Source organism: Massilia sp. 01N417 (genome assembly GCF_056399645.1).
In genome coordinates, this window is sequence record NZ_JBFTRS010000008.1 from 42,395 (window position 1) to 67,350 (window position 24,956).

Genomic DNA, 24,956 nt, shown 5'->3' on the forward strand with positions numbered 1-24,956 from the left:
ATTACTACATCTTTCTCGATATCTCGCATCACTTCACACCCCCAGTTGTTGGCGTTGGCGGCGCAGGTGTTCGGGCATGTCCTTGTAGACGTCCTCGAACATCGATGCGGCGCTCGGCACCCGGCCATCGATCAGCGTGCCAAATTGCTCGGCTTCCTTCTGCGCGGCCAGGACCTCGGCTTCCAGCTCGGCCTGCAGGGCCTCGTGCTGGGCGTCCGACCACCAGCCCTTCCTGACCAGGTGGCGGCGCAGGCGGCCGATCGGGTCGCCCAGCGGGAAATAGGTCCATTCGTCGGCCGGGCGGTAGCGCGAGGGGTCGTCGGAGGTCGAGTGCGGGCCGGCGCGGTAGGTCACCCATTCGATCAGGGTCGGGCCCAGGTTGCTCCTGGCGCGCTCGGCGGCCCAGCAGGACGCCGCGTACACGGCCAGGAAGTCGTTGCCGTCCACGCGCAGCGAGGCGATGCCGGCGCCGACGCCGCGCGAAGCGAAGGTGACGCTCTCGCCGCCGGCGATGGCCTGGAAGGTCGAGATGGCCCACTGGTTATTCACCACGTTCAGGATCACCGGGGCGCGGTAGACGTGGGCAAAGGTGAGGCCGGTGTGGAAGTCGCTTTCGGCGGTGGCGCCGTCGCCGATCCAGCCGGAGGCGATTTTCGTGTCGCCCTTGATGGCGGAGGCCATGGCCCAGCCGACCGCCTGGGGAATCTGGGTGGCGAGATTGCCGGAGATCGTGAAGAAGCCGTCCTTCTTCGACGAGTACATCACCGGCAGCTGGCGGCCCTTCAGGGGATCGCGCTCGTTCGACAGCAGCTGGCAGATCATGTCGACCATCGGATACTTGCGCGCCATCAGCAGGCTCTGCTGGCGATAGGTCGGGAAGCACATGTCGCCATCCTTCAGGGCCAGCGCATGGGCGGTGCCGATGGCTTCCTCGCCGAGCGAGGTCATGTAGAAGGACATCTTCTTCTGGCGCTGGCCGATGACCATGCGGGCGTCGAAGATGCGGGTCTTCATCATGGTGCGCAAGCCGGACAGGAGGGTCTCCTGGTCGAGCTCCGGGGCCCAGGGGCCGACGGCGTCGTCGTTGTCGTCCAGCACCCGGATCAGGCTGGAGGCGATCTCCGCGGTGTCCTGGTAGCGCACGTCGACGGGCGGACGCGGGACCGTGCCCGCAGGATTAATTCCAAGATACGAAAAATCAGTCTTGCAACCCGGGCGGCCGGTTGGCTCCGGGACGTGCAGCGACAGAGGTTGACTCTGGCTCATAGTTCGCTTTCCCCTCGGTAAAGGTGTGTGCAGCAGAAAACATATTAATTGCGGCAAGACCGCGCACGCATGTTTTGCGCGAATATTTTTCTGCTGCTTTGCAGCACTGATAGCGCCTGGAAAGATCGCGGCTGCCCGCAGGATCAGGTCAAGACACTAGCACGCGGCGCAGCGAAGCCATGCCGATTGCGGCAAGCGTGCGCGGCCCTGTTCAGCGCCCGGTAGACGGTTCGGCGAGACCGGCGCGCGATTTCGGCAGCCAGCCGATGCCGGCCGCGTGCCCGCTCTGGATGTACAGGCGGTCCGCGGTTTCCAGCACGCCGGTCGTGTCCGGATAGGCGCCGGCCGGATCCTGCAGGTCGGCGACCACCCGGCCATCCTCGGTAAAGGCGAGCACGTGGCCGTAGGCGGGCGGCACCGGCCACAGGGAGCGCGGCAGGCGCAGGGCCAGCTTGCGCAGGAAGGGATGGGCGGCCGCCACATCGCCGGAGGCCGTGCGCGGCTTGGCCAGGCCCAGCCAGATGCGGCCGTCCATGCCGCGCATCAGGTTGTCCGGGAAGCCCGGCAGATCGGCGAGGACGATGCGGGCCCGGGCGCCCGGGCCGCGGGCCAGGTCGAGGCCGCGCGCATCCGCATCGATGCGCCAGACCCGGTAGGCGCCGCTCTCGGCCACGAACAGGGAACGCTCGTCCCGCGACAGGACGATGCCGTTGGCGAAGGACAGGCCGTCGGCCACCACCTCGACCTTGCCGCCCGGCTGGTAGACCAGCACGCGGCCGGTCGGCCGGTGTTCGAGGTAATCGAGGACGCTGGCCTCGAAGGGACCGCCATGCTCGGCCGGCGAGAAGCGCCGGCTGGCGTCCGTGAAGTAGACCCTGCCGTCGCTCGCCACGGTCACCGCGTCCGGAAAACGGATCGGATCGCCGTCCGCCAGGCGGTCGGCGAGCACCGTCACGTGGTGGGGCGGCGTCGCGGCGATCGCCACCAGGCCGCGATACGCATCGGCGGCGACCATCCGGCCATCGGCATCGAAGTCGAAGCCCAGCACCCGGCCGCCGGTCTGGGCCCAGATCTCGAGGCCGCCGCCGTCCGGCCGCATGCGCAGCACGCTGCCGCCTTCGACCGCCGCATACAGGAGACCGCCGGGTCCGAGGGCGATGTGTTCGGGACCGATGGCGCCGTCGAGGCTGATCGTCTGCAGTCCGCCGAGCCGGCGGTTGGCGGCATACACGCCGGTGTAGCCGGGATCCGGCGGCGCCTCCCAGGCCACCGGATCGACCGGCAGCGGCGTGCGGCTCAGGCAGCCGCCCAGGACAATCATCAACAGCGCGGCAGCAGCGGCGAGACGACGTCGCATACAAGCTCCAGTCAGGCGTTATAAAAGTGGTATCACAGGTGATACTACTTGAGGTGAACTGTGTTCCATAGAAAGGTGAAACCCCTTACAATCGCTGACTTCACAATTTAATGAGCATATTGATAACATGGCGATGCGCGACGCGGCCCCGGGCAGGACCTTCGGCAGCAACGGTGGTCTCCTCGGACGGCTGATCGACGACGCCGACTGGAGCACGACCAGCATCGGGCCGATCGCCCGCTGGCCGGCTGCGATGCGCACCACGCTCGAGCTGGTCCTGCGCTCGCCGGTCCCGATCGCCACCCTGTGGGGGCGCGAGGGCATCCTGATCTACAACGAGGGGTATGCGGCGCTGTGCGGCGCCCGTCATCCGGCCATCTTCGGCGCCAGGGTGGGCGAAGCCTGGCCGGAAGCCGCCGGCTTCCACGCCCATGTGCTGGACGTGGTGCTGGCGGGCGGCACGCTTTCCTGCCGCGACCAGCCCTTGCACCTGGCGCGCGAGGGCAGGCCGGCCCAGTGCTGGTTCGATCTCGACTATTCGCCGGTCACCGGCGAGGATGGCGAGGCGATCGGCGTGCTGGCGGTGGTGACCGAGACCACCGCCAGGGTCATGGCCGAGGCCGGGCTGAGCGCCGAACGCAGTCGCCTGCGCGCGATCTTCCAGCAGGCGCCCGGCTTCGTCGCCCAGCTGACCGGCCCGGACCACGTGTTCGCCCTCGTCAACGCCTCCTACAGCGCGCTGATCGGCGGACGCCCGGTGCTGGGGCGTCCGCTGCGCCTGGCCTTGCCGGAGACCGTGCCGCAGGGCCTGGTGGCGGTGCTCGACCGGGTCTACCGCAACGGCGAGCCGCACACGGCCCATGCCGCGCCGATGTGGCTGGCGGAACATGGCCACCAGCGCCGCCTGTACTACCTCGACTTCGTCTACCAGCCGATGCGCGACGAGGCCGGCAACGTCAGCGGCGTGTTCGTGCAGGGCCACGACGTGACGGAGCGGGTGCTGGCGGAACAGGCATTGCGCGAAAGCGAAGCGAAGTTCCACAGCTTCGCGCAGGCGATCCCACACCACGTGTGGAGCGCGACCGCGGACGGCAGGAGCGACTGGTTCAACCAGCACGCCCATGTCTACAGCGGCCTGGGGCTGGAGGAACTGGGCGGCACCGGCTGGACCGCCATCGTGCACCCGGACGACCTGGCCCAGGTGACCACGCGCTGGGCGATCGCGGTCGCTTCCGGCTCGACCTACGAGGCCGAGATGCGCCTGCGCGCGCACGACGGCAGCTACCGCTGGCACCTGGCGCGCGCGGTCGCCCAGCGCGGCGCGGACGGCGAAGTGTGCGGCTGGGTCGGTACCCATACCGACATCGAGGACCGCAAGCAGGGCGAGCAGCGTCTCGAGCACCTGAACGCCAGCCTGGAACAGAAAGTGTCCCTGCGTACCGCCGAGCGCGACCGCATGTGGCGCCTGTCGAAGGACATCATGCTGGTGGCGGGCTTCGACGGACGGGTCGAGGCGGTCAGCCCGGCCTTCGGCTCGCTGCTGGGCTGGAGTGATGCCGACGTGGTCGGCCGCAACTTCCTCGACCTGGTGCACCCGGACGACCAGGCCGCCACGGCGGCGCAGATGGATTCGCTGGGCGAAGGCCATTACGTGTACAAGTTCGAGAACCGCTTGCGCCGCAAGGACGGCAGCTGGTGCCTGCTGTCGTGGTCGGCTGCGCCGGACGCCGCCTACATCCACGCGATCGGACGCGATATCACGGCCGACCGCGAACAGGCCGAGCAGATCCGCCGCACCGAGCTGGCGCTGCAGCAGGCGCAGAAGATGGAGACCGTCGGCAAGCTGACCGGCGGCGTGGCCCACGACTTCAACAACCTGCTGCAGATCATTTCCGGCAACCTGCAATTGCTCAAGGTGCAGTGCGAAGGCGGCGAGGCGCTGCGCTGGATCGGCAATGCCCGCTCGGCGGTCGAGAAGGGCGCCAAGCTGGCCAGCTACCTGCTCGCTTTCGGCCGCCGCCAGCCGCTGGAGCCGCGCGTGGTCAGGATCAGCCGCGTGGTGATGGGCATGGAAGACATGTTGCGCCGCTCGCTGGGCGAGGAAATCGAGGTCGAGCTGGTAATCTCCGGCGGCCTGTGGAATACGGCCGTCGATGTCGCCCAGGTCGAGAACGCGGTGCTGAACCTGGCGATCAATGCGCGCGACGCCATGCACGGCGCCGGGCGGCTGACCATCGAGGCGAACAATGCGGTGCTGGACGACCTGTACTGCCGCAACCATGCCGACGTCGCGCCAGGCCAGTACGTGATGCTCGGCGTGACCGACACCGGCACCGGCATGACGCCCGAGGTGCTGCGCCAGGCCTTCGAACCCTTCTTCTCGACCAAGGAAGAGGGCAAGGGCACCGGCCTGGGCCTGTCGATGGTGTACGGCTTCGTCAAGCAGTCCGGCGGCCACGTGAAGATCTACAGCGAGCCGGGGCAGGGCACCACGGTCAAGATCTACCTGCCGCGCACCCTGGCCGCCGAGGACGCGATGGCGCCGCCGGTCGAGGCATCGCCGCCCGTCGGCGGCACCGAGACCATCCTGGTGGCGGAGGACGACGAGGCCGTGCGCACCACGGTGGTCGAGATGCTGACCGACCTCGGCTACCGCGTGCTGAAGGCGGCCGATGCCGCCAGCGCGCTGGCGGTGGTGGAATCCGGGCTGCCGATCGACGTGCTGTTCACCGACGTGGTCATGCCCGGCACGTTACGGAGCCCGGAACTGGCGCGCATGGCGCGCGAGCGCCTGCCCAATCTGGCGGTGCTGTTCACCTCGGGCTATACGGAAAACGCGATCGTCCACGGTGGCCGCCTGGACCCCGGCGTCGAGCTGCTCGGCAAACCCTACACCCGCGAAAGCCTGGCGCGCCGCATCCGCCAGGTGCTGGCCAACCAGCGCAGCCGCGCGCCGGGCGCGCCGGGCGAGCCGGCGCCGCTGCGCCCGCGTGCCGCCGAGGACGACCTGCGTCCGTCGCTGCGCATCGTGCTGGTCGAGGACGAGGAGGAAATCCGCGACAGTACCGAAGCCTTGCTGATCCACTTCGGCCACGAGGTGCGTTCGGCCGCCACCGCGGAGGATGCGCTGGCGCTGATCTCGAACGAGTCCGACGTGCTGATCACCGACGTGCAGCTGCCGGGCATGTCCGGCGACATGCTGGCCGCCGAGGCGCGCGTGCTGGCGCCAGGGATCCAGATCGTGTTCGCGACCGGCAAGGGCGAGGTCAGCAACTGGCCGGATGCGGTGGTGCTGCGCAAGCCCTACGACCTGATGGCGCTGGCGAATGTGCTGGTGAACCTGGCGGTCGCGGCCTAGAAGGTGACCCAGTCCGGATCGTCGGAGGCCGCGCCGGGCGGGACCAGGCCCGCTTCCGCCAGCGTGGCAACGAGCAGGCCGATCAACTGCTCCGGCGGGATGGGCGCCAAGGTGCGGTTATTGATGGGTTCGAGCGGAATGAATTTCGGCCTGACCGCGCCGGCGGGCCCGCTCTTCAGGTCGAGCGACACATGGATGATCAGGCCGGGCGTTCCGTCGGGCGGGCGGATGCCGCGCGTGCCGATGGTGGCGAAGCCCCGCTCCTTGTCGACATACACGGCCAGGCCGTCGTCGAACTCCTTGACCAGGGCATGGCGCGCCTGGAGCGTCCTTCCGCTGTAGAAGGGCCCCATGCTTACAGCTTGAGCGAGTATTCGAAGAAGGACTCGTCGCGCACCCAGCCCTGCGACTCGTACAGGCCCTGGGCGGTGATATTGGTGCGTGCGGTCGACAGCGCCAGGCGCAGCGCGCCCTTTTCGCGGCCGAAGGCGGCTGCGGCGTCGAGCAGGGCGCGGCCGATGCCCTTGCCGCGGCCTTGCGGCGCCACGAACAGGTCGTTCAGGATATACACGCGGCCGGCGGACACCGAGGAGAAGGACGGGTAGAGCTGGGTGAAGCCGAGCGGCTCGCCATCGTCGCCAAGGGCCAGGAAGATCGCCGAGTCCGCGTTCGCCAGGCGCTCGGACACGAAGCGCAGGGCGACGTCAGGCTCGGCCGGCTTGCCGTAGAACTGGCGGTAGGCGTCGAACAGGGGCGCGACGAGGCGGGCGTCGGCGGGAAGGGCTGGTCGGATCGTGGTCATCCGATTATTGTACTCCGGCGCCGGCGTTGCTGAGCGCTTCTTCGATGAAGCGCGCACTCAGTTCCGCCTGGGTCACCGGCAGCATATGGCCGCCCTCGACCAGTTCCAGCTTCGCACCCGGCACCTTGTCCACCAGCGCCTGTCCGTTCGCCTTCCAGTCGAGGATGCGGTCGTCCTTCCCGTACAGGACGTGCACGGGCAGCCGCAATTCTTCATACCGCGCCTGTACCAGCGGCAGGCGCGCGGGCAGGGCCTGCATGTCGGCCGAGGCGGACAGGAAGGCGGAAGGGCGCAGCGAGAGCAGGCCGCCGCCCCTGGTTGCGAAATCGCGCGGCACCGCTTCCGGGCCGAACACCGCTTCGAGCGTGGCGGCGCTGTTCTTGACGGAGGCCGGAATCGCCAGGGTCCAGGCCACCAGCTTGCGCAGCAGGGGCGGCTCGATCGCCAGGCCCTTGAACACCGGCGGCACGTCGTCGCGCATATGGGTCAGCGGCGCCAGCAGGGCCAGTCCCGCCACCTGCCGGGGATGTTCCAGCGCCAGCGTCAGCGCGACGGCGCCGCCCAGCGAGTGGCCGACCACGAAGGCCTGGCCGGGACCCAGTGTGCGGATCAGGGCCGCCATCGATGCGGCCTGGGCCGAGAGGTCGGCCGAGGTTCCGGGCGCGCGGGTCGAATAGCCGGAGCCGGGACGGTCGACCACCACGATGCGGTGGCGCTCGGCCAGCCGGCCGACCACGCCGTAGGTGTAGTGCGAGAGCTGGCCGGCCAGGCCGTGGATCATCAGGATGGCCGGCTCGCCGGCGCGCGGCTCGCCGAATTCGCGGATGTGCAGGCGGGCGCCGGGCACGTCGACGAAGCGTCCCTTGGGCGGCAGCACGGACTGCACCTTGCGCGCCGTCCAGGCGCTGAACAGGACCAGGATGGCGGCGAGCACCAGCAGCGCGCCAAGCAGGAAGCCGATGACCGTCAGGAGTGTGCTCATCGCTTGATCGCTTTCTTCAGGAGATTCCAGTAGCCCACCGGGGCCAGTCGTTCGAGGAAGGCGGCGGCCTTGGCGTCGCTGCCGACCAGGATGCGGGCCCGGCGCTTCTCGATGCCGCGCACGATGATCTCGCCGGCCTGTTCGGACGGCATGCGCAGCAGCTTCTCCATGGTCTTGCGTCCGCGCTCGACCTCGTCCCGCGGCGCGCCGTGGGGGATCCGCGCATTCCTCGCGATCGAGGTGGCGACGCCGCCCGGATGGACGACCGACACGCCGACCGTGCTGCCTTCGAGCTCGTGGCGCAGCACGTTGGAGAAGCCGCGCACCGCGAACTTGCTGGCCGAGTAGGCGGCCTGGCCGGGCGGCGTGATGATGCCGTAGATGCTGGAGACGTTGACGATGCGGGCATCGTCCGAGCCGTGCAGCAGCGGCAGGAAGGCGCGCGTCATCCTGACCACGCCGTGGAAGTTAATCTCCAGCAGCCAGTCGAAATCGGCCTCGCTGACCTGTTCGAAAGTGCCGCCCAGCGCGACGCCGGCATTGTTCATGAGGATGTCGAGCTTGCGGTGCGCGGCGCCGACCTCGTCGGGGAAGGCGCGCACCGCCTCGCGGTCGGCGACGTCGAGACGGTGGGCGGTGGCGCGCACGCCGAATGCCTGGGCCAGATGCGCGGTCTCGGCCGCGCCCTCATGGTCGATGTCGGCCAGCGCCAGGTGGCAGCCGCGTTTCGCCATCGCCAGCGCGGTGGCGCGGCCGATGCCGCCGCCCGCGCCGGTGATCAGGGCAACCCGGTTTTTCAGCTTCAAGGCAGTACTCCTTTCGCTCCAAAATGCATGACGCCGTCGGCGATGCGGCCGTAGCGGATGGTGATCATGTCCTGCAGGTAGTTCTGGTAGACCTGCCAGGGGCGGCGCGAGCCCTGCTGCGGCAGTTCGCCCCTGGCGCGCTGCACATAGCCCGAGGTGAAGTTCAGGAAGGGCTCGGGCTCGACCCCGGCTTCGCGGCGCGGCACCGCGATGGCCGCGCCCTTGCGGTCCATGTAGCGCAGCAGCCGGCAGACATAGGCGGCGGTGAGGTCGGCCTTCAGGGTCCAGGAGGCATTGGTATAGCCGAAGGTCATCACGCAGTTCGGCAGCTCGCTGAGCATCATGCCCTTGTACGACATCGACTCGCCGGCGTGGAAGGGCTTGCCGTCGACGGTGACGGCGACGCCGCCCAGCACCTTGATCTTCAGGCCGGTCGCCAGCACCACCACGTCGGCCGCCAGCTCCTTGCCCGACTTCAGCAGGATGCCGCGCCCGGTAAAGCGCTCGATGTGGTCGGTGACGACCGAAGCATCGCCCTTGCGGATGGCCTTGAACATGTCGCCGTCCGGCACGACGCAGACGCGCTGGTCCCAGGGTTTGTAATCGGGCGTGAAGTGGGTGTCGACGTCGAAATCCTTGCCGAGCTGGTGGCGCGCCATCGCCACGATCTTCTGCTTGGCCAGCTCCGGCTTGCTGCGCGCCACGCGGTACAGCAGCATGGATTCGAGAATCACGCGCCAGCGCGTGGCCCGGTAGGCGGCCCGCTCCGGCATCCACTTGCGGAAGCGCTGCGCGAAGCCGTATTCGGAGGGGCGGGTCACGACATAGGTAGGAGAACGCTGCAGCATGGTCACGTGGGCTGCCTTCCCGGCCATCGCCGGCACCAGGGTCACCGCGGTGGCGCCGCTGCCGACCACCACGACCTGCTTGCCGGTGTAGTCGAGGTCCTGCGGCCAGAACTGCGGCTGCACGATGCGGCCGAGGTAGCGGTCTTCGTCCTCGAAGGCGGGGCGGTAGGCTTCCTCGTAGCTGTAGTAGCCGCTGCACATGTAGAGGAAGCGGGTGCGGATCGTGACCGGGGTGCCGTCGCGATCGGCTTCGACGGTCCAGCAGGCATCGATGCTCGACCACGCGGCCGCGACCACCTTGTGCCGGAAGCGGATGTGGCGGTCGATGCCGTTGTCGCGCGCGGTGTCGCGGATGTAGTTTCGGATCGAGGGCCCGTCGGCGATCGCCTTGCCGGCGGTCCAGGGCTGGAAGGCGTAGCCGAGGGTGTACATGTCCGAATCGGAGCGCACGCCGGGATAGCGGAACAGGTCCCAGGTGCCGCCGATGGCATCGCGCGCCTCGAGGATCGCGTAGCGCTTGTCAGGGCAGCGCTGCTGCAGGTGCCAGGCGGCGCCGATGCCGGACAGGCCGGCGCCGACGATCAGCACGTCCAGCAGCTCGGCGCCCGCAGTCGAAGGATGGGGCATGGTGTCTCTCTTGTTCTGGTTCTTTATACTGACACTGTACATTGTCAGTTTATGTCTGACAACAATTTTGCAATGTTCTATGCCAGAATAGAGGGATGTCTCGAGAAACTCCCCCAGCGCGTCCCTACCGGGGCATGTCGCAAGACGAGCGCCGCGCCCAGCGCCGCAGCCAGTTGATCGCCGCCGCCATCGAAGTGTATGGAGAGCGCGGCTACCGCCAGGCCACCGTGAAGGCGGTCTGCGAAGCGGCAGGCCTGACCGAACGCTACTTCTACGAATCCTTCGCCAACAGCGAGGACCTCCTGATCGCGTCGTACAACGCGGTCACGTATTCCGTGTTCGGCGAGATCCGCAAGGCCGCCGAAGAGGCCGGCCCGGACCGCACCCAACGGGCACGCGCCATGCTGGGCGCCTACTTCGCGGCCTTGCAAAGGGAGCCGCGCTCCGCGCGCGTGTTCCTGGTCGAGATCCGTGGCGTCAGCCGCGCCGTCGACAAGGCCTTCGACGCATCGCTGCGCGCGATCGGCGAGGCAGTCGGCCGCATTGCCGGTCCCGAAGCGGAAGGCGCCGACCCGCTGCTGCAGGCCGGCGTGGTGGGCGGCGTGATCCACATCGCGCTGCACTGGATCGAGGACGGCTACAGCCCGGACATCGACAGCGTCACCGACAGCGCGATGCGCCTGGTGATGGTCGGCGCCAAACCCGGGGTCGCGGCCTGAGCTTGCACGGCCCCGCACAAGGAGACTCACCCATGGCACAGCACCTGCTGCAAGCACTCATCGAAGCCGCCGACCGCGCCATCACCGCCGAGGATTTCGACGCGCTCATGGATTTCTATACGGACGACGCGGTGCTGGTCGTCAAGCCGGGACTCAACGTGGCCGGCAAGGAGGGCATCCGCGCGGCCTTCGTGAAGATCGCGGAAATCGTCCGCCATACCTTGCGCGTGGGCCAGGGCCGAATCGAGGTGCTGGAGGCCGGCGACAGCGCGCTGGTGATCATGGAGTCGACTCTTGATTACCTGGACGCGGACGGGACCCAGGTGCACGCGAACCGCCGCGCCACCTATGTGTTCAGGCACGGCGCGGACGGGCGCTGGCTGTGCGCCATCGATAATTCCTACGGGACGGCGTTGCTGGACGCCTAGCGCCCGGCGCTCACGGCACGTACACGAGGTGGACCTCGAACCGGTAGCCCGCGTCGTGCTCGCGCACCCGGACGTCGAGCACCAGGTCGCTTGGGCCTTCGTCCTCGGTGTGCAGGTCGACCAGTACGTGCCAGTAGCCGCCCATCCACCGAGAGACCGAGGTCTCCCAGGCCTCGTCCGGGAGGCCGACCAGGGTCGCGCCGTAATCCTCGATGTTATCGGCGATGATCCGTGCGTCGTCCGGCGACACCGGGGCGACCTCGGGGATGCCGCGCGCGAGTTTGAAGTCGCCCTCGCGGAAGGCGTCGACGATGGCGGCAAGGACGGGGCGCCAGACAGGGGGCACTGGCGTCTGCTGGTCATTGTCCTTCACTGGTTGTACGGTATCGGTCAAGTCCTCTCCATCGCGATCAGAGGGGTTATTATCAGAATGTAGTGCTAATGCATAGGCACGCATTCGGCACGTCGCGACATCCGCACATTGGTGTTTGGCTTAATCGAATAAGACGATTTCCACATTCGACCGATTTGTCCGCTCTGAAACAAGCCCTTCGCTCGGAAGTATAGGCAATGTGCCAGCCGCTTTTTCTGGCTTCAGCTTCGACGTCCGGGTGGGGTATTTTGCTGTAGCAGCCGGGATACGCAGAAATTACCATGCGTCCATGGCTGGTTGCAATTGGTATAGACCCACTTGTTACTTTTCCGCCGTGGTGCGTTGCGACCAAACCCGTAAGCCGCTTTGTTGCGAATGCCGGAATAGACGGGAAATCTGCATCACCGGCAACCAATACACGGGCTCCGCTCGCACTATCGTTGATAAGCACACCGAGCCCTTGATTGTTGCGTAGAAATGCTGCGGTCTTAGGCGATCCGGTCTTTGGGGTACAAGTGAAATAAGTAATCTGGTCGCGCTGAACGCTTCGTCGGCGCTTCGGCCAGAAATGTAGCGCCGAATGCCATTTAATACGGGTCTTCTCTAGGGTCTGTACAAAATGAATATGGCTGCCATTTAGCTTGTGACGTCGATAATCTGGGCGACGCATTAGCCATGGTCGCGCCAAGACCTCTGCACGATAAGTAGGCGTGGTTTTCCAGGCGCCTATTGTTGCATCCCAATGTGCAGTACCGCTTTGGTAAGCATAAGCCCAGTGATCCCAATCGAGATGAGATAGCACGACAGGCGTTGGACCATTGAAAGGCTCGAGAGATGGAGGGAAAGGATTGAAGTGGTTGTGGGTCGCCGGTACCGACTTCTTGAAAAATGAAAGTGGCCAACCAAGGTCGAAAAATACCAGAGGGTGTTCATGCTCGTCCACCAGAGCAGCCATGCTGCCTTGCCCTACATCGTAGACCGCGACGGCCACGCCGGTCTCAAAGGGGAAAAAATCGGAGATATCCTCAGCGTCGTGGATATGGGTGAATCTGGAGAGCTGCTCGAGCGTATTGATATATTTCTTTGAGGGTGGCGCCGGATGAAACCGAACGAAGTAAGGAATGTTATTGTTATCGATCGTGTTCAAGCCGGTTGCAAACGCCATAATCTCGTTTTCGGCGTCACGGCTGCTACGCGATATGGTGACATGAATGTAAGCGTTGAGCTCTTGCAAGTCGGGCGTATCCTGGAGCGTCAATAAGAAGAAATCAATAAAAGGTTGCTCATCATTCACGTCGTTGCCGTCGAATGCTGTACTCAAACGATCAAGCGTGCTGCAGGGCACTGCATCCAATACCCAGACTGTTTGTTTGCTATCGCCTCGGTCAGGCTTTATATCGAGTGCTTCAAGGACCGCTACGTAATCGACTTCTTCCTTTTCATCGCTGCCGCGCATTGAAATTCCCTTGCTCGTGATAGTTTCTGTGTAGGATAACACCTACACGAGCGAATGCAATTTTATCGATTAAGGTAGTTCGCGGAAGGTAATCAGTTATAGCCTTCGCGTTATCGAATGTCACGGCCAGTCCAGCTCGACCCAGGTCGGCGCGTGGTCGCTCGGTTTCTCGCGCCCGCGCACGTCGCGGTCGACGCCGGCCGCTTTCAGCTTCGGCGCCAGCGCTGGGCTGAGCAGCAGGTGGTCGATGCGCAGGCCGGCGTTGCGGCCGTAGGCGTCGCGGAAGTAATCCCAGAAGGTGTAGATCACTTCGTCCGGATGCATGGTGCGCAGGGCGTCGGTCCAGCCCTGGTCGAGCAGCTTGCGGTAGGCGGCGCGGGTCTCGGGGCGGAACAGGGCGTCGTCGAGCCAGCGTTCGGGCTTGTAGACATCGAGTTCGGTCGGCATCACGTTGTAGTCGCCGCACAGGATCACCGGCGCACCGGTGTCGATCAGCTCCTGGGCGCGCACGTGCAGGCGTTCGAACCAGCGCAGCTTGTAGTCGAACTTCGGGCCCGGCGCCGGATTGCCGTTCGGGAGATACAGGCAGGCGACCAGGATGCCGTTCACCGCCGCCTCGATGTAGCGGCTTTGCTCGTCCTCCGGGTCGCCCGGCAGGCCGCGCCCGACTTCCTGCGGTTCCGCATCGCGGGCGAGGATGGCGACGCCGTTCCAGCTTTTCTGGCCATGCCAGATCGGATGGTAGCCGGCGGCGCGGATCTCCATTTCCGGGAACTTCTCCTGGGGCGCCTTCAGCTCCTGCAGGCAGGCGACGTCGGGCCGGGTCTCTTCCAGCCATTGCAGCAGGGCGGGCAGGCGGCTGTTGATGCCGTTGACGTTGAAGGTCGCTATTCTTATTCTTCGCTTCATGTCGGTATCCATGTGTTTGTAGTTGATCGTCTACAGGGGAAGTCCCAATGCACTCAGCCTGGCCCGCAAGTCGGCGGCGCCTTGAAAATGGATGCCGTGCAGGCCTTCCCTGATCGAGGCCTCGACATTGCGGATGCTGTCATCGATGAAAACGGTGGATTGCGGGACCAGTTCGTAGCGATCGATCAGGAGCCTGTAGATCGCCGGATCCGGCTTCACGAGCTGTTCGCGGCCGGACACCACGATCCCTTCGAACCAGGCAAGGAAGGGAAAGCGCCTGAGAGCGATGGGAAAGGTTTCGTCCGACCAGTTGGTAAGGGCCAGCAGCCGGACATCGAGCGCGCGGAGTTCGGCAAGGATCTCGACGGTCTCATCGATGGCGCCCGGGATCATCTCTTCCCAGCGCTCATGGAAAGCCCTGATATGGCGTTCATGGGACGGGTGTTCCTGAATCGCCAGCTCGATGCCGTGTTTCCAGGATCGGCCGCGGTCCTGCTGCTCGTTCCATTCGCTGTTGCAGACCTCGGACAGGAAATGCTCCATCGCCGCTTCGTCTTCGGCAAACATCTTCCTGAACAGGATGCGCGGATCCCATCGAATCAGGACATTGCCGAGATCAAAGACGATGGTATGAACGCGCGGCGGCGTTTCGGCTTGGGTAGTCGTACTCATGGTTCTCCTGGCTGGACCCTGGATCTTACCTCAAGCGGAGAGCGGCCTGCCGCACCGGTAAGAGGCGGTCCGGCGTAGTCAAACTACGTGAAATGCAGCCATGAAATACTGAATGTGGCACAGGTCGGTTGCGTTGTGGATGTAAATTAACTACCTCAACCATGTAAATTCTGGCATGCTCTTGCCTGCGGCCGCCCAGGCCGCCAAGATCACGACAACGACCACGAGACCATGAAATTCACCACCTTTGCGGTGGCGTTCGCCTCCGCCTTCGCCGCCCTGACTGCCAGCCCGTTCGCCCAGGCCCAGAACGCCGACCGCCACTTCCTCGGCTTCAAGAGCGTCGGCGGCAAGGGCTACGAGATCGCCACCAGCGACGGCCGCTACCTGATCAAGCCCTACGCCCCCAACATCGTCGAGACCAGCTTCGTGCCGAGCGCCGAAGAGGGCATGCCGCAGGCCGCCTCGCACGCCGTCGTGCTGCAAGCCGCCCAGGTGCCGGTCCAGGTACAGGAAGACGCCGCGCGCATCGTGCTCGCCACCGAAGGCATCACGGTCACGGTCGAGAAGTCGCCCTTCCGCATCGGCTACAGCTACAAGGGCAAGCCGCTGGTGGCCGAGAAGCGCGGCTACGGCCGCGGCGACAAGCTGGAGGCGATCGAATTCGCGGTCGACGGCGGCGAGGCCCTGTACGGCGCCGGTTCGCGCGCGGTCGGCATGAACCGCCGCGGCTACCGCTTCCCGCTGTATAACAAGGCTTCCTACGGCTTCGGCAGCCACGCCGAGCAGATGGGTTACGGGATTCCGATGGCGCTGTCCTCGAAGCGCTACGCGATCCACTTCGACAATCCCCAGGCCGGCTACCTCGACCTCGACAGCCGCAAGGACGGCACCCTGCGCTTCGAAGCCATCGGCGGCCCCAAGACCTACCAGGTGGTGGCGGGCGACGACTGGGCCCAGATCATGGACGGCTATACCCGCCTGACCGGCCGCCAGCCGCTGCCGCCGCGCTGGGCCTTCGGCAATTTCGCCAGCCGCTTCGGCTATCACACCGAGGCCGAGACGCGCGCCGTGGTCGACAAGTTCATCGCCGACGGCATTCCGCTGGACGCGGTGGTGCTCGACCTCTACTGGTTCGGCAAGACCGTCAAGGGCACGATGGGCAACCTGGCCTGGGATCGCGACAATTTCCCGCAGCCCGAAAAGATGATGGCGGACTTCCTGCAGAAGGGCGTCAAGACGGTGCTGATCACCGAGCCCTTCATCCTGACGACCTCGAAGCGCTGGAACGAAGCTTCGCAGCAGGGCGTGCTCGCCACCGGCAGCGACGGCCAGCCCCTGCGCTACGATTTCTACTTCGGGAACACCGGCCTGGTCGACGTCTTCAAGCCGGAAGCCCGGACCTGGTTCTGGAACATCTACAAGAACCTGAAATCGGGCGGTGTGGCCGGCTGGTGGGGCGACCTGGGCGAGCCTGAGGTCCATCCGGCCGAGGCCCGGCATGCGGCCGGCAGCGCCGACCAGGTCCACAATATCTACGGCCACGAATGGGCGCGCCTGATCCACGACGGCTATGCGCGCGACTATCCGGACGAGCGCCCCTTCATCCTGATGCGCTCCGGCTATTCGGGCTCGCAGCGCTTCGGCATGATCCCCTGGTCCGGCGACGTCAGCCGCGGCTGGGGCGGGTTGCAGTCGCAGATGGAGATCTCGCTGCAGATGGGGATGCAGGGCCAGGCCTGGATGCATTCCGACCTCGGCGGCTTTGCCGGCCCGATGCTGGACGACGAACTCTATGTGCGCTGGCTGCAGTACGGGGTGTTCCAGCCGCTGTTCCGTCCGCATGCCCAGGAAGAGGTGGCGGCCGAGCCGGTGTTCCGCGAACCGCGGACGAAAGCGCTGGCGCGCGAGGCGGTGCGCCTGCGTTACGCCATGCTGCCGTATAACTACACGATCGCCTTCGAGAACAGCCGCAGCGGCATGCCGATGATGCGTCCGATGCTGTTCGAGGAACAGGACGAGGAAGCGGCGGCGGCGATCTCCTCGACCTATCTGTGGGGCCCGAGCTTCCTGGTGGCGCCGGTGGTCGAGCCGGGCGCGACGCGCAAGGAAGTGCACTTCCCCGACAAGGGATCGACGTGGTTCGATTTCCATACGGACGAAGCGCACCGCGGCGGCATCACCGAAGTGGTGAAGCCCGTTGCCGACCATATCCCGACCTATGTGCGCGCCGGCGCCTTCGTGCCGCTGGCGAAGGTGGTGCAGAGCACCCGCGACTATTCGACCCGTACGCTCGACCTGCACTACTGGCACGACGCCGGCGTGAAGAGTTCGTCCGGCCAGCTGTACGACGATGACGGCAAGACCCCGAACGCCTTCGACGCCGGCAAGTACGAGCTGGTGCGCTTCAGCAGCCGTCTCGATGACGGCAAACTCGAGATCGCCCTGCAGCCGGAAACCGGCGCCAGCTATGGCCCGACCTCGCATGCCTTCGCGCTGAAGGTCCACAACGTGACGCGACGGCCACGCGCCGTGCAGGTCAACGGCAAGGCCCAGGTCTTCCGCTGGGACGCCCGCCGCCGCCTGCTGGAGGTGAACCTGCCGGCCCTGCGCCAGGCGCCGATGGCGGTCGCGATCGCCCTCTGAGCAGGGCCTTGTACGGTTGAGCCGGAGGCGCGCCGGCGTTCAGGCGCGCTCCGGCATGGTCGGCGATTCGTTAAACTGCGGTGAAGCAGAAGCGATCTACCGCACCATGAAGCCTCAACTCCTGCAGGATCTCAACGAAAGCGGTTCGGCACAGTCCAAGCCGCCGGACCCGGGCGCCGCCGGGCAAGTCACGCGGCCACGCCCGGGCGTCAAGCCGCGTCCGCAAGCGGCGGAGCCCGACGCGACCGTCCCGGCCAAGGGGTTTGCGCCGCAGCCCCCGGCTTTTGCCGAGCCCATCCCGCCGCCGACGCCAACCCCGACGCCGCCGCAGCCGAGGCGGGCGACGCCGCAGGCGACCGAACCGTGGACACCGGCCGACAGCACGGAGGACGAGGTGCCGGCCTGGCTCGCCGAACGCCTGGCCCTCGACGCCGAGCAGCAGCAGCGCACGGAACGCAGCCGCCTCTGGGCGCGGCGCCTCGTGTCCTGGGGCGCGGCCAGCGTGCTGCTGGCCTTGCTGGCCGGCGGCGGCCTCTACCTGTACGACCAGAGCCGGGTCGAAGGCGCGCTGGTGGTGGTGGCGAACACCAATCCCGCCGATCCGCCGAAGGCCGCCCCCGCATCCGCCGCGCCGCGCGTCGACACGGCGCAGGCATCACCGTCCTTGCCGGCGAACGTAGCCGCGCCGGTCACGCCGGTACCCGCGCCGGCTGCGCCTGTCAGTGCGGAGGGAAGTATTGCGGCGGGAAGCACTGCGGTGGGCGGATCGGCAGTCGCACAGACGGACGCCGGCGCAGGCCAGCCCGCGCCGGAATCACCCGCATTGGTCTCCACGACACCGCCGGCGAGCAGCGCGGCCCAGGCCGGACAGGCCGGGCAAGCCGAAGACCAGCCCGCCGACATCGCCCCGCCCAGGCACCAGCGCAGCCATGTCCGCAAGCGCCTCAAGGCCGAGGCCAGCGCCAGGGCGGCCAAGGCCGAACCCTCGGCCCGCCAGCGCCGCGAGGAAACGCTGATGCAATGCCGCGCCCACGGCTATGACGAACGCCAGTGCCTGCGGCGCGGTTGCGAAATGACCCGCTACGGCTTCGCCTGCAAGGGCTGAGGGCTGAAACCGCGGCGGGCCGGCATCACTCTTCGTGGTGGTGCTTCTCGTACTCGTCGGCCTCGGCCTTGGTCGCGTGCACGATGCCGTCCGGGTGTTCCGGCGGCGTGTACAGGGTGTAGAGGCGCATCGGCTCGGTCTTCGAGGTGTTGATCACGTTGTGCTCGGTACCGGCCGGCACCACCACGGCCACGCCGTCTTCCAGCTTGTGCTCTTCGCCGTCCAGGATGGCGACGCCGGTGCCGGCTTCGACGCGGATGAACTGGTCGTGGCCGGTGTGGTGTTCCATGCCGATCTCTTCGCCGGCCTGCAGGGTCATGATGACCAGCTGGCTGCGCGGGGTCGTGTACAGGACCTCGCGAAAGTTGTTACCTGCGAGGGTTTTTTCTTCGATATTGATGCTGTAACCCGACATGCTTGTTCTCCTGTTGATTCAGTTTCGGCAGCTGCCTCTTGCGTTCGACAGCTGCTGCCCAATATCGATTGTATAAGACCGCAGGATTCCGCGCAGGCGGCCACCCCACTGTTATACTCGGGAATTTAAAGTTTCCATAATTTCATGTCGAGCGACCTCAATGCCCAGCGCCGTGCCCAGCTTCTCATCGAGCGGGTGGCGGACTACGCGATCTACATGCTCAATCCGGACGGTACGGTGGCGAGCTGGAACGCCGGTGCCCGCCGCTTCAAGGGTTACGAGGAACAGGAAATCCTCGGCCAGCACTTTTCGCGCTTCTACACGGAAGCCGACCGCGCGGCCGGCGTGCCCGAGCGGGCCCTGAAGACGGCGCTGGAAGCGGGACGCTTCGAGGCCGAAGGCTGGCGCGTGCGCAAGGACGGCAGCCGCTTCTGGGCCTCGGTCGTGATCGACGCGATCCACGACGACAACGGCGAACTGTTCGGCTTTGCCAAGATCACGCGCGACATCACCGACAGGAAGCTGGCCCGCGATGCGCTGCGCCACACCGAGGAGCAGTTCAAGCTGCTGGTCGAGAGCGTGGTCGACTACGCCATCTACATGCTCAGCCCCGAAGGCGTGGTGACGACCTGGAATGCCGGCGCCCGCAAGATCAAGGGCTATGCGGCCGATGAAATCGTCGGCAGCCACTTCAGCCGCTTCTACACCGAGGAAGATCGCCGCAACGGCAAGCCCGAACAGGTGCTGGCCCAGGTACGTGCGGACGGCCGCTTCGAAGCCGAAGGCCTGCGGGTGCGCAAGGACGGCACCGCCTTCCGCGCCAGCGTGGTGATCGACGCCATCCGCGATCCCGAAGGCAAGCTGGTCGGCTTTGCCAAGATCACCCGCGACATCACCCAGCGCACCCAGCTCGAGGATGCGCGCCAGGCCTTGCAGCATTCGCAGCGCCTGGAGGCGGTCGGCAAGCTGACCGGCGGCGTGGCCCACGACTTCAACAACATCCTGCAAGTCATCGGCGGCAGCCTGCAGCTGATGAGCGGCACCGTGGCCGGGATCCCGGCCGCGCAGCGCCACCTGAACATGGCCTTGTCGGCGGTGGACCGCGGCGGCAAGCTGGCGGCCCAGTTGCTGGCCTTCGCGCGGCGCCAGCCGCTGCAGCCGGTGGTGCTGAACGCCGGCCGCGTGGTGCGCGGCATGGAGGACCTGGTGCAGCGCGCCGTCGGCGAGAGCGTCGAGGTGGAGATGGCGGTCTCGGCCTCGCTGTGGAATACCCTGGTCGACCCGCACCAGCTCGAGAACGTGGTGCTGAACCTGGCGATCAACGCGCGCGATGCGATGCCGAACGGCGGCAAGCTCACCATCGAGCTGTCCAATACCATGCTCGACGATACCTATGTGAGCGCGGCCCACGAGGTGCCGTCGGGACAGTACGTGCTGCTGGCGATCAGCGACACCGGTAGCGGCATGACGCCCGAGGTGCTGGCGCGCGCCGTCGAACCTTTCTTTACCACCAAGGGTGAGGGGCAGGGCACCGGCCTGGGCCTGTCGATGGCCTTCGGCTTCGTCAAGCAGAGCGGCGGCCACTTCCGCATCTACAGCGAAGTCGGCCACGGCACCACGATCAAGGCCTATTTCCCGCGTTCACTGGAAGCCGAGCAGGCGCTGCCGGAACAGCTCGGCGGCGAGGTGCGCGGCGGTTCGGAGACCATCCTGGTGGTCGAGGACGACCCGAGCGTGCAGGCCACCGTGGTCGGCATCCTGTCCGAACTCGGCTACCAGGTGCTGCGCGCCGACAACGCCGAGATGGCGCTGGCCGTGCTGCGCGCCGGCGTGCGCTGCGACCTGCTGTTCACCGACGTCGTCATGCCGGGCAAGATCAAGAGCACCGAGATGGCGCGCCAGGCCAAGGCCCTGCTGCCCAACCTGAAGGTGCTGTACACCTCGGGCTATACCCAGAACGCCATCATCCATGGCGGCCGCCTCGACCCCGGCGTCGAACTCCTGAGCAAGCCGTATCGCCGCGAGAAGCTGGCCGCCAAGGTCCGCCAGATGCTGGGCGGGCAGGGCCAGCAGGCCGCCGCGGCGCCGGAACCCCTGGCGCAGCCGGACCGCGTCATCCACCCGGACGGCCTGCGCGTGCTGCTGATCGAAGACGATGCCCAGGCCAGGGAACTGTACCGCGACATCCTGGGCAGTGCCGGCTACCGCGTCGCCGAAGCGCCGACCGCCGCCGCCGCGATCGAACTCCTGGGCCGCGAGCGCTTCGACGTCGCGGTGGTCGACTACAGCCTGCCGGACCAGGACGGCCTGACCCTGGCGCGCCGGATCGTCGCCGACCATCCCGGCGTGGCGCTGGTGTTCGCGTCCGGCTACGGCAGCCTGGTGGCGGGCGCCTCCGACCTGACGGCGCGCGTGCTGACCAAGCCCTTCACCGACCTGCAGCTCAAGCAGGCGGTGATCGCCGCCGTCGCGGCACGGCGGCTGTGACCGGTAGACTGTGACACGTGGCGCGCACGATTGTTTGCAATCTTGCGCCACGCAAAAACTCTTCGTGCTAGCCTTTCTCCATAGCAACTATAAGGAGGAGAAGGCGTGCAATCCCAAGTGAGGAATTCCGTGATGGACGCGATCGGCGAGACCCCGGTCGTCAGGCTTGGCCGGGTGTTCCCGGAGGCGAACGTGGTGGCCAAGCTCGAGTACATGAACCCGGGCGGCAGCATCAAGGACCGCATGGTGCGCTACATGCTGCGCCATATGCCGGCCGGCACCCGCCACGTGGTCGAGAGCTCCTCGGGCAATACCGGCGCCGCCCTCGCCATGGCCAGCGCCGTGATGGGACTGCGCTGCGACGTCACGGTGCCGGACACCACCAGCACCGAAAAGCTCAGGCGCATCGCCGCCTACGGCGCCACCGTCCACGCCTGCGCGCCGGACGAGTACCACGCCTGTGCCGAAGGCCTGGCCCGCGAGCACGAAGCCCACTACCTGGACCAGTATTGCACGCACCTCAACCGCGAGGCCCATTACCGCGACACCGGCCCCGAACTGTGGCGGCAGCTGGCCGGCGAGATCGACGTCTTCGTCTGCGGCGTCGGCTCGGGCGGCACCATCTCCGGCATTGGCCGCTACCTGAAGGAGAGCGATGCGCGGGTGCGCGTGATCGGCGTCGAGCCGCTGCACTCGTCCTACCGCAAGCTGGTGACCGACGAGCGGCCGCACGGCGAGTTCGATACGAAGATAGAAGGCGTCGGCAAGCGCCAGCCTTCGCGCAGCTTCGATCCGGCCGTGGTCGACGACGTGGTGCAGGTGGCGGACGAGGACGCGCTGGCCTGGTGCCGGCGCCTGGCCAGCGAGGAGGGCATCCTGGCGGGCGGATCGAGCGGCTGCGTGGCCGCCGGCATCGCCGGTTTGCTGCCGCATGTGCAGGGCTTGCGCATTGCCACCGTCTTCCCGGACTCGGGCGCCTTCTACCTGTCGAAGTACTTTTAGCCGGTTGCCAGGCATGACAAATCTTACTTACTGAACATATACTGGCGGCTTTATCTTTCCGATAAGGAAATCATGAGCCGCCGTCCTGTTTCCATCCTCGCACTGTCGCTAGCCTTCGCATTCGCGGGCGCAGCCTCCGCCTCGGCTTTTGCCGCCAATGCCGTGGCCGCCGATGCGCCCGCCGTCCAGCGCGACCTGCGCGCCAGCTACACCAAGTACGAGTACCGGATCCCGATGCGGGACGGCACGAAGCTGTTCACCGTGGTCTACGTGCCGAAGGACGGCTCGAAGAGCTATCCCTTCCTGATCAACCGTACCCCGTACAGCGCCGGCGTGTACGCCGACGGCGAGCTGCGCTACGGCGAGGACTGGTACCCGGCCTCGATCGGTCCATCGAAGGAATTCGAGGACGCCGGCTACATCTTCGTCAAGCAGGACGTGCGCGGCCGCTATATGTCCGAGGGCAAGTGGCAGGAGATGACCCCGCACCTGAAGGCGCAGCGCGCCGCCGGCGAGGGCCAGGAAAGCCAGGACATGTACGACACCATGGAATGGCTGCTCAAGCACATCCCCAACAACAACGGCAAGGCCGGCATCTACGGCATCAGCTACCCGGGCTTCTATACCTCCGCCAGCATCATCGATTCCCACCCCTCGATCAAGGCGGCCTCGCCGCAGGCGCCGGTGACGGACCTCTACATGGGCGACGACTCCTACCACGGCGGCGCCTTCATGTTGGCCGGGAACTTCGGCTTCTACGCCAACTTCGTCGAGCAGAAGAACCCGACCACCGGCCCGAAGAGCCGCGAGCGCTTCGACTACGGCGCCTCCGACGCCTACGACTTTTTCCTGCGCCACCTGACCATGCCGAACATCCTGGCGACCTTGACCGACGGCCAGCGCGCCTACCTGGCGCCGACCATCGAGCACGACACCTATGACCAGTTCTGGCAGTCCCGCGACATTGCGCGCCACCTGAAGGGCGTGAAGGCCGCGGTGCTGAGCGTGGGCGGCTGGTTCGACGCCGAAGACCCGCAGGGCCCGTTCACGACCTACCAGGCGGTCAAGAAGTTCAACCCGGCCACCTTCAGCGGCCTGGTGATCGGTCCCTGGGTGCACGGCGGCTGGGCGCGCTACGACGGCCAGCAACTGGGCCACGTGCGCTTCGACAGCAAGACCGGCGAATACTTCCGCACCCAGATCCAGTTCCCCTTCTTCGAACAGCACCTGAAGGGCGTGAAGCCGGCCCGGCCGATCGCCGAGGTAACCGTGTTCGAGACCGGCTCCAACATCTGGCGCCAGTACACGGCCTGGCCGCCGGCGCCGGCCAAGGCGCGCATGCTCTACCTGGCGCCCGGCGGGAAGCTGAGCTGGACCCAGCCGGCCGCCGGCGCCGACTATGACGAGTACGTCTCGGATCCGAAGAAACCGGTGCCCTATATCGGCTATGCGTCGACCGGGGTGCCGCAGGAATACATGGTGTCCGACCAGCGCTTCGCCGCCACCCGCCCGGACGTGCTGACCTACCAGTCGGACGTGCTGGAAGAGGACGTCACCATCGCCGGCCCGGTCACGCCCAAGCTGTTCGTCTCGACCACCGGCACGGACGCCGACTGGGTCGTCAAGCTGATCGACGTGTATCCGAACGAGTACCCATCGAGTGAGCGCGGCCCTCGAGGCAGGGACGTCGGCGCCCCCGAGACCAGCCTGGCCGGCTTCCAGCAACTGGTGCGCGGCAACCCGCTGCGCGGCAAGTTCCGCAACAGCTTCGAGAAACCGGAGCCTTTCGTGCCGGGCAAGATCGAGGCAATCAGCTACCATCTGGGCGACGTCAACCACACCTTCCGGCGCGGCCACCGCATCATGGTGCAGGTGCAGAGTTCCTGGTTCCCGCTGATCGACCTGAACCCGCAAACCTTCACCTCGATTCCGAAGGCCAGGCCGGAAGATTTCAAGGCCGCGACCCAGCGTGTCTACCATGCGGCGCAGACGCCTTCGGGGCTGCAGCTGATGGTGATGCCGGCGCATTGATGCGCGCACGCGGCCGTTCGAAAGGAGCAGCAGGATGAGCGACCGCGTCGCAGTCGAGTTAAGCAAAGCCTACCGCCTGATGAACCACGGCCCGACCGTGATCGTCACCAGCCGCCACGGCGGGCGGTCCAACATCATGTCGGCGGCGTGGTCGATGCCGCTCGACTTCGACCCGCCCAAGGTGGCGGTGGTGATCGACAAGTCGACCTTCACCCGCGGCCTGGTCGAGGCCTCGGGCGAGTTCGTGCTGAACATCCCGTCGCGGGCGCAGGCGCGCCTGACCGTCGACGTCGGCAACCAGACCGGCGCCGAGGTCGACAAGTTCGCCGCGCACGGCATTGCCACCGCCGCGGGGTCGAAAGTGGCCGCGCCGCTGGTCGAAGGCTGCCTGGGCTGGCTGGAGTGCCGGCTGATTCCGGAGCCGCACATCCAGCAGGCCTATGATCTCTTCCTCGGCGAAGTCGTGGCCGCCTGGGCCGATCCCGCCGTGTTCGACGGCGCGTACTGGAAGATGGAAGAGGGCGGCATGCGCAGCATTCATTACGTGGCGGGCGGCCACTTCTTCGAGATCGGGGCGCCGTTCTTTGCCGGCGACGACATGGGCTGATTGCGCGCCGGCGCCATCAAGGCTTGTGGCCGTGATGACAATACCCTAAGATTGTCATTC

General features: G+C 66.5%; 21 protein-coding genes. 9 read left to right on the top strand and 12 right to left on the bottom strand.

Translation table 11 applies throughout. The annotated features are described in order from the left end of the window. Positions 1-33: 33 nt before the first annotated feature. Positions 34-1,266 (bottom strand): thiamine pyrophosphate-dependent enzyme, encoded by a 1,233-nt coding sequence (locus AC1DOQ_RS10785; RefSeq protein WP_477363139.1) that lies wholly within the window; start codon positions 1,264-1,266, stop codon positions 34-36. Positions 1,267-1,477: 211 nt separating this feature from the next. Next, positions 1,478-2,623: an SMP-30/gluconolactonase/LRE family protein gene (locus AC1DOQ_RS10790; protein WP_477363142.1), complete on the bottom strand. Its 1,146-nt coding sequence runs from the start codon at positions 2,621-2,623 to the stop codon at positions 1,478-1,480. 127 nt (positions 2,624-2,750) lie between these two features. Between AC1DOQ_RS10790 and AC1DOQ_RS10795 the strand changes: the two genes are divergently transcribed. Then, positions 2,751-5,981 (top strand): hybrid sensor histidine kinase/response regulator, encoded by a 3,231-nt coding sequence (locus tag AC1DOQ_RS10795; protein ID WP_477363145.1) that lies wholly within the window; start codon positions 2,751-2,753, stop codon positions 5,979-5,981. Here AC1DOQ_RS10795 and AC1DOQ_RS10800 read toward each other — a convergent pair. Genes AC1DOQ_RS10800 through AC1DOQ_RS10820 form a run of 5 tightly spaced genes read right to left on the bottom strand, consistent with a single transcriptional unit; the run spans position 5,978 to position 10,046 of the window. After that, positions 5,978-6,334: a hypothetical protein gene (locus AC1DOQ_RS10800; protein WP_477363148.1), complete on the bottom strand. Its 357-nt coding sequence runs from the start codon at positions 6,332-6,334 to the stop codon at positions 5,978-5,980. The two genes, AC1DOQ_RS10795 and AC1DOQ_RS10800, sit on opposite strands and share 4 nt — an antisense overlap. A 2-nt stretch (positions 6,335-6,336) precedes the next feature. Further along, the gene (locus AC1DOQ_RS10805; protein WP_477363152.1) at positions 6,337-6,783 is read right to left on the bottom strand and encodes an N-acetyltransferase family protein; all 447 of its coding nucleotides are present in this window, start codon (positions 6,781-6,783) and stop codon (positions 6,337-6,339) included. 4 nt (positions 6,784-6,787) lie between these two features. Next, on the bottom strand, positions 6,788-7,765 hold the full coding sequence (locus AC1DOQ_RS10810; protein ID WP_477363155.1) for an alpha/beta fold hydrolase: 978 nt from the start codon (positions 7,763-7,765) through the stop codon (positions 6,788-6,790). After that, positions 7,762-8,571, bottom strand: coding sequence for an SDR family NAD(P)-dependent oxidoreductase (locus AC1DOQ_RS10815; protein ID WP_477363158.1), 810 nt, complete (start codon positions 8,569-8,571; stop codon positions 7,762-7,764). The genes AC1DOQ_RS10810 and AC1DOQ_RS10815 overlap by 4 nt, the downstream gene beginning before the upstream one ends. Next, a complete protein-coding gene (locus AC1DOQ_RS10820) occupies positions 8,568-10,046 on the bottom strand; it encodes a flavin-containing monooxygenase (protein ID WP_477363161.1) in 1,479 nt (492 codons plus the stop codon). Before AC1DOQ_RS10820 ends, AC1DOQ_RS10815 begins: the two co-directional genes overlap by 4 nt. 95 nt (positions 10,047-10,141) lie before the next feature. Between AC1DOQ_RS10820 and AC1DOQ_RS10825 the strand changes: the two genes are divergently transcribed. Further along, positions 10,142-10,765 (top strand): TetR/AcrR family transcriptional regulator, encoded by a 624-nt coding sequence (locus tag AC1DOQ_RS10825; RefSeq protein WP_477363165.1) that lies wholly within the window; start codon positions 10,142-10,144, stop codon positions 10,763-10,765. 32 nt (positions 10,766-10,797) lie between these two features. Further along, positions 10,798-11,193, top strand: coding sequence for a YybH family protein (locus tag AC1DOQ_RS10830; RefSeq protein ID WP_477363168.1), 396 nt, complete (start codon positions 10,798-10,800; stop codon positions 11,191-11,193). Between the two features lie 10 nt (positions 11,194-11,203). On the opposite strand, the gene AC1DOQ_RS10835 is transcribed toward AC1DOQ_RS10830, so the two are convergent. From AC1DOQ_RS10835 to AC1DOQ_RS10850, 4 genes are all read right to left on the bottom strand, one after another. Next, complete coding sequence (locus AC1DOQ_RS10835; RefSeq protein ID WP_477363171.1) at positions 11,204-11,539, bottom strand: DUF7668 domain-containing protein; 336 nt, start codon at positions 11,537-11,539, stop codon at positions 11,204-11,206. Between the two features lie 79 nt (positions 11,540-11,618). Continuing rightward, complete coding sequence (locus AC1DOQ_RS10840) at positions 11,619-13,022, bottom strand: hypothetical protein (RefSeq protein ID WP_477363174.1); 1,404 nt, start codon at positions 13,020-13,022, stop codon at positions 11,619-11,621. Positions 13,023-13,142: 120 nt separating this feature from the next. Beyond that, positions 13,143-13,919 carry an exodeoxyribonuclease III gene (gene xth, locus AC1DOQ_RS10845; RefSeq protein WP_477363590.1) on the bottom strand — a complete coding sequence of 259 codons (777 nt, stop codon included), beginning with the start codon at positions 13,917-13,919 and terminating at the stop codon, positions 13,143-13,145. Positions 13,920-13,961: 42 nt separating this feature from the next. Continuing rightward, a complete protein-coding gene (locus tag AC1DOQ_RS10850; RefSeq protein ID WP_477363177.1) occupies positions 13,962-14,603 on the bottom strand; it encodes an HAD family hydrolase in 642 nt (213 codons plus the stop codon). A 231-nt stretch (positions 14,604-14,834) separates the two neighbouring features. Between AC1DOQ_RS10850 and AC1DOQ_RS10855 the strand changes: the two genes are divergently transcribed. Together AC1DOQ_RS10855 and AC1DOQ_RS10860 are read left to right on the top strand one after the other, a co-directional pair. Further along, a complete protein-coding gene (locus tag AC1DOQ_RS10855; RefSeq protein WP_477363180.1) occupies positions 14,835-17,249 on the top strand; it encodes a glycoside hydrolase family 31 protein in 2,415 nt (804 codons plus the stop codon). 394 nt (positions 17,250-17,643) lie between these two features. Then, the gene (locus AC1DOQ_RS10860) at positions 17,644-18,354 is read left to right on the top strand and encodes a hypothetical protein (protein ID WP_477363184.1); all 711 of its coding nucleotides are present in this window, start codon (positions 17,644-17,646) and stop codon (positions 18,352-18,354) included. Positions 18,355-18,379: 25 nt separating this feature from the next. On the opposite strand, the gene AC1DOQ_RS10865 is transcribed toward AC1DOQ_RS10860, so the two are convergent. Continuing rightward, entirely contained in the window at positions 18,380-18,769 is a 390-nt protein-coding gene (locus tag AC1DOQ_RS10865) for a cupin domain-containing protein (RefSeq protein WP_477251277.1), read from the bottom strand. Between the two features lie 144 nt (positions 18,770-18,913). On the opposite strand from AC1DOQ_RS10865, the gene AC1DOQ_RS10870 reads away from it, so the two are divergent. From AC1DOQ_RS10870 to AC1DOQ_RS10885, 4 genes are all read left to right on the top strand, one after another. Continuing rightward, positions 18,914-21,256 (top strand): hybrid sensor histidine kinase/response regulator, encoded by a 2,343-nt coding sequence (locus AC1DOQ_RS10870; protein WP_477363187.1) that lies wholly within the window; start codon positions 18,914-18,916, stop codon positions 21,254-21,256. 105 nt (positions 21,257-21,361) lie between these two features. Next, on the top strand, positions 21,362-22,258 hold the full coding sequence (locus tag AC1DOQ_RS10875) for a PLP-dependent cysteine synthase family protein (protein WP_477363190.1): 897 nt from the start codon (positions 21,362-21,364) through the stop codon (positions 22,256-22,258). A gap of 72 nt (positions 22,259-22,330) precedes the next feature. Beyond that, the gene (locus AC1DOQ_RS10880) at positions 22,331-24,289 is read left to right on the top strand and encodes a CocE/NonD family hydrolase (RefSeq protein ID WP_477363193.1); all 1,959 of its coding nucleotides are present in this window, start codon (positions 22,331-22,333) and stop codon (positions 24,287-24,289) included. A gap of 34 nt (positions 24,290-24,323) precedes the next feature. After that, positions 24,324-24,896 (top strand): flavin reductase family protein, encoded by a 573-nt coding sequence (locus tag AC1DOQ_RS10885; RefSeq protein ID WP_477363196.1) that lies wholly within the window; start codon positions 24,324-24,326, stop codon positions 24,894-24,896. The last annotated feature ends 60 nt before the right edge of the window (positions 24,897-24,956 follow it).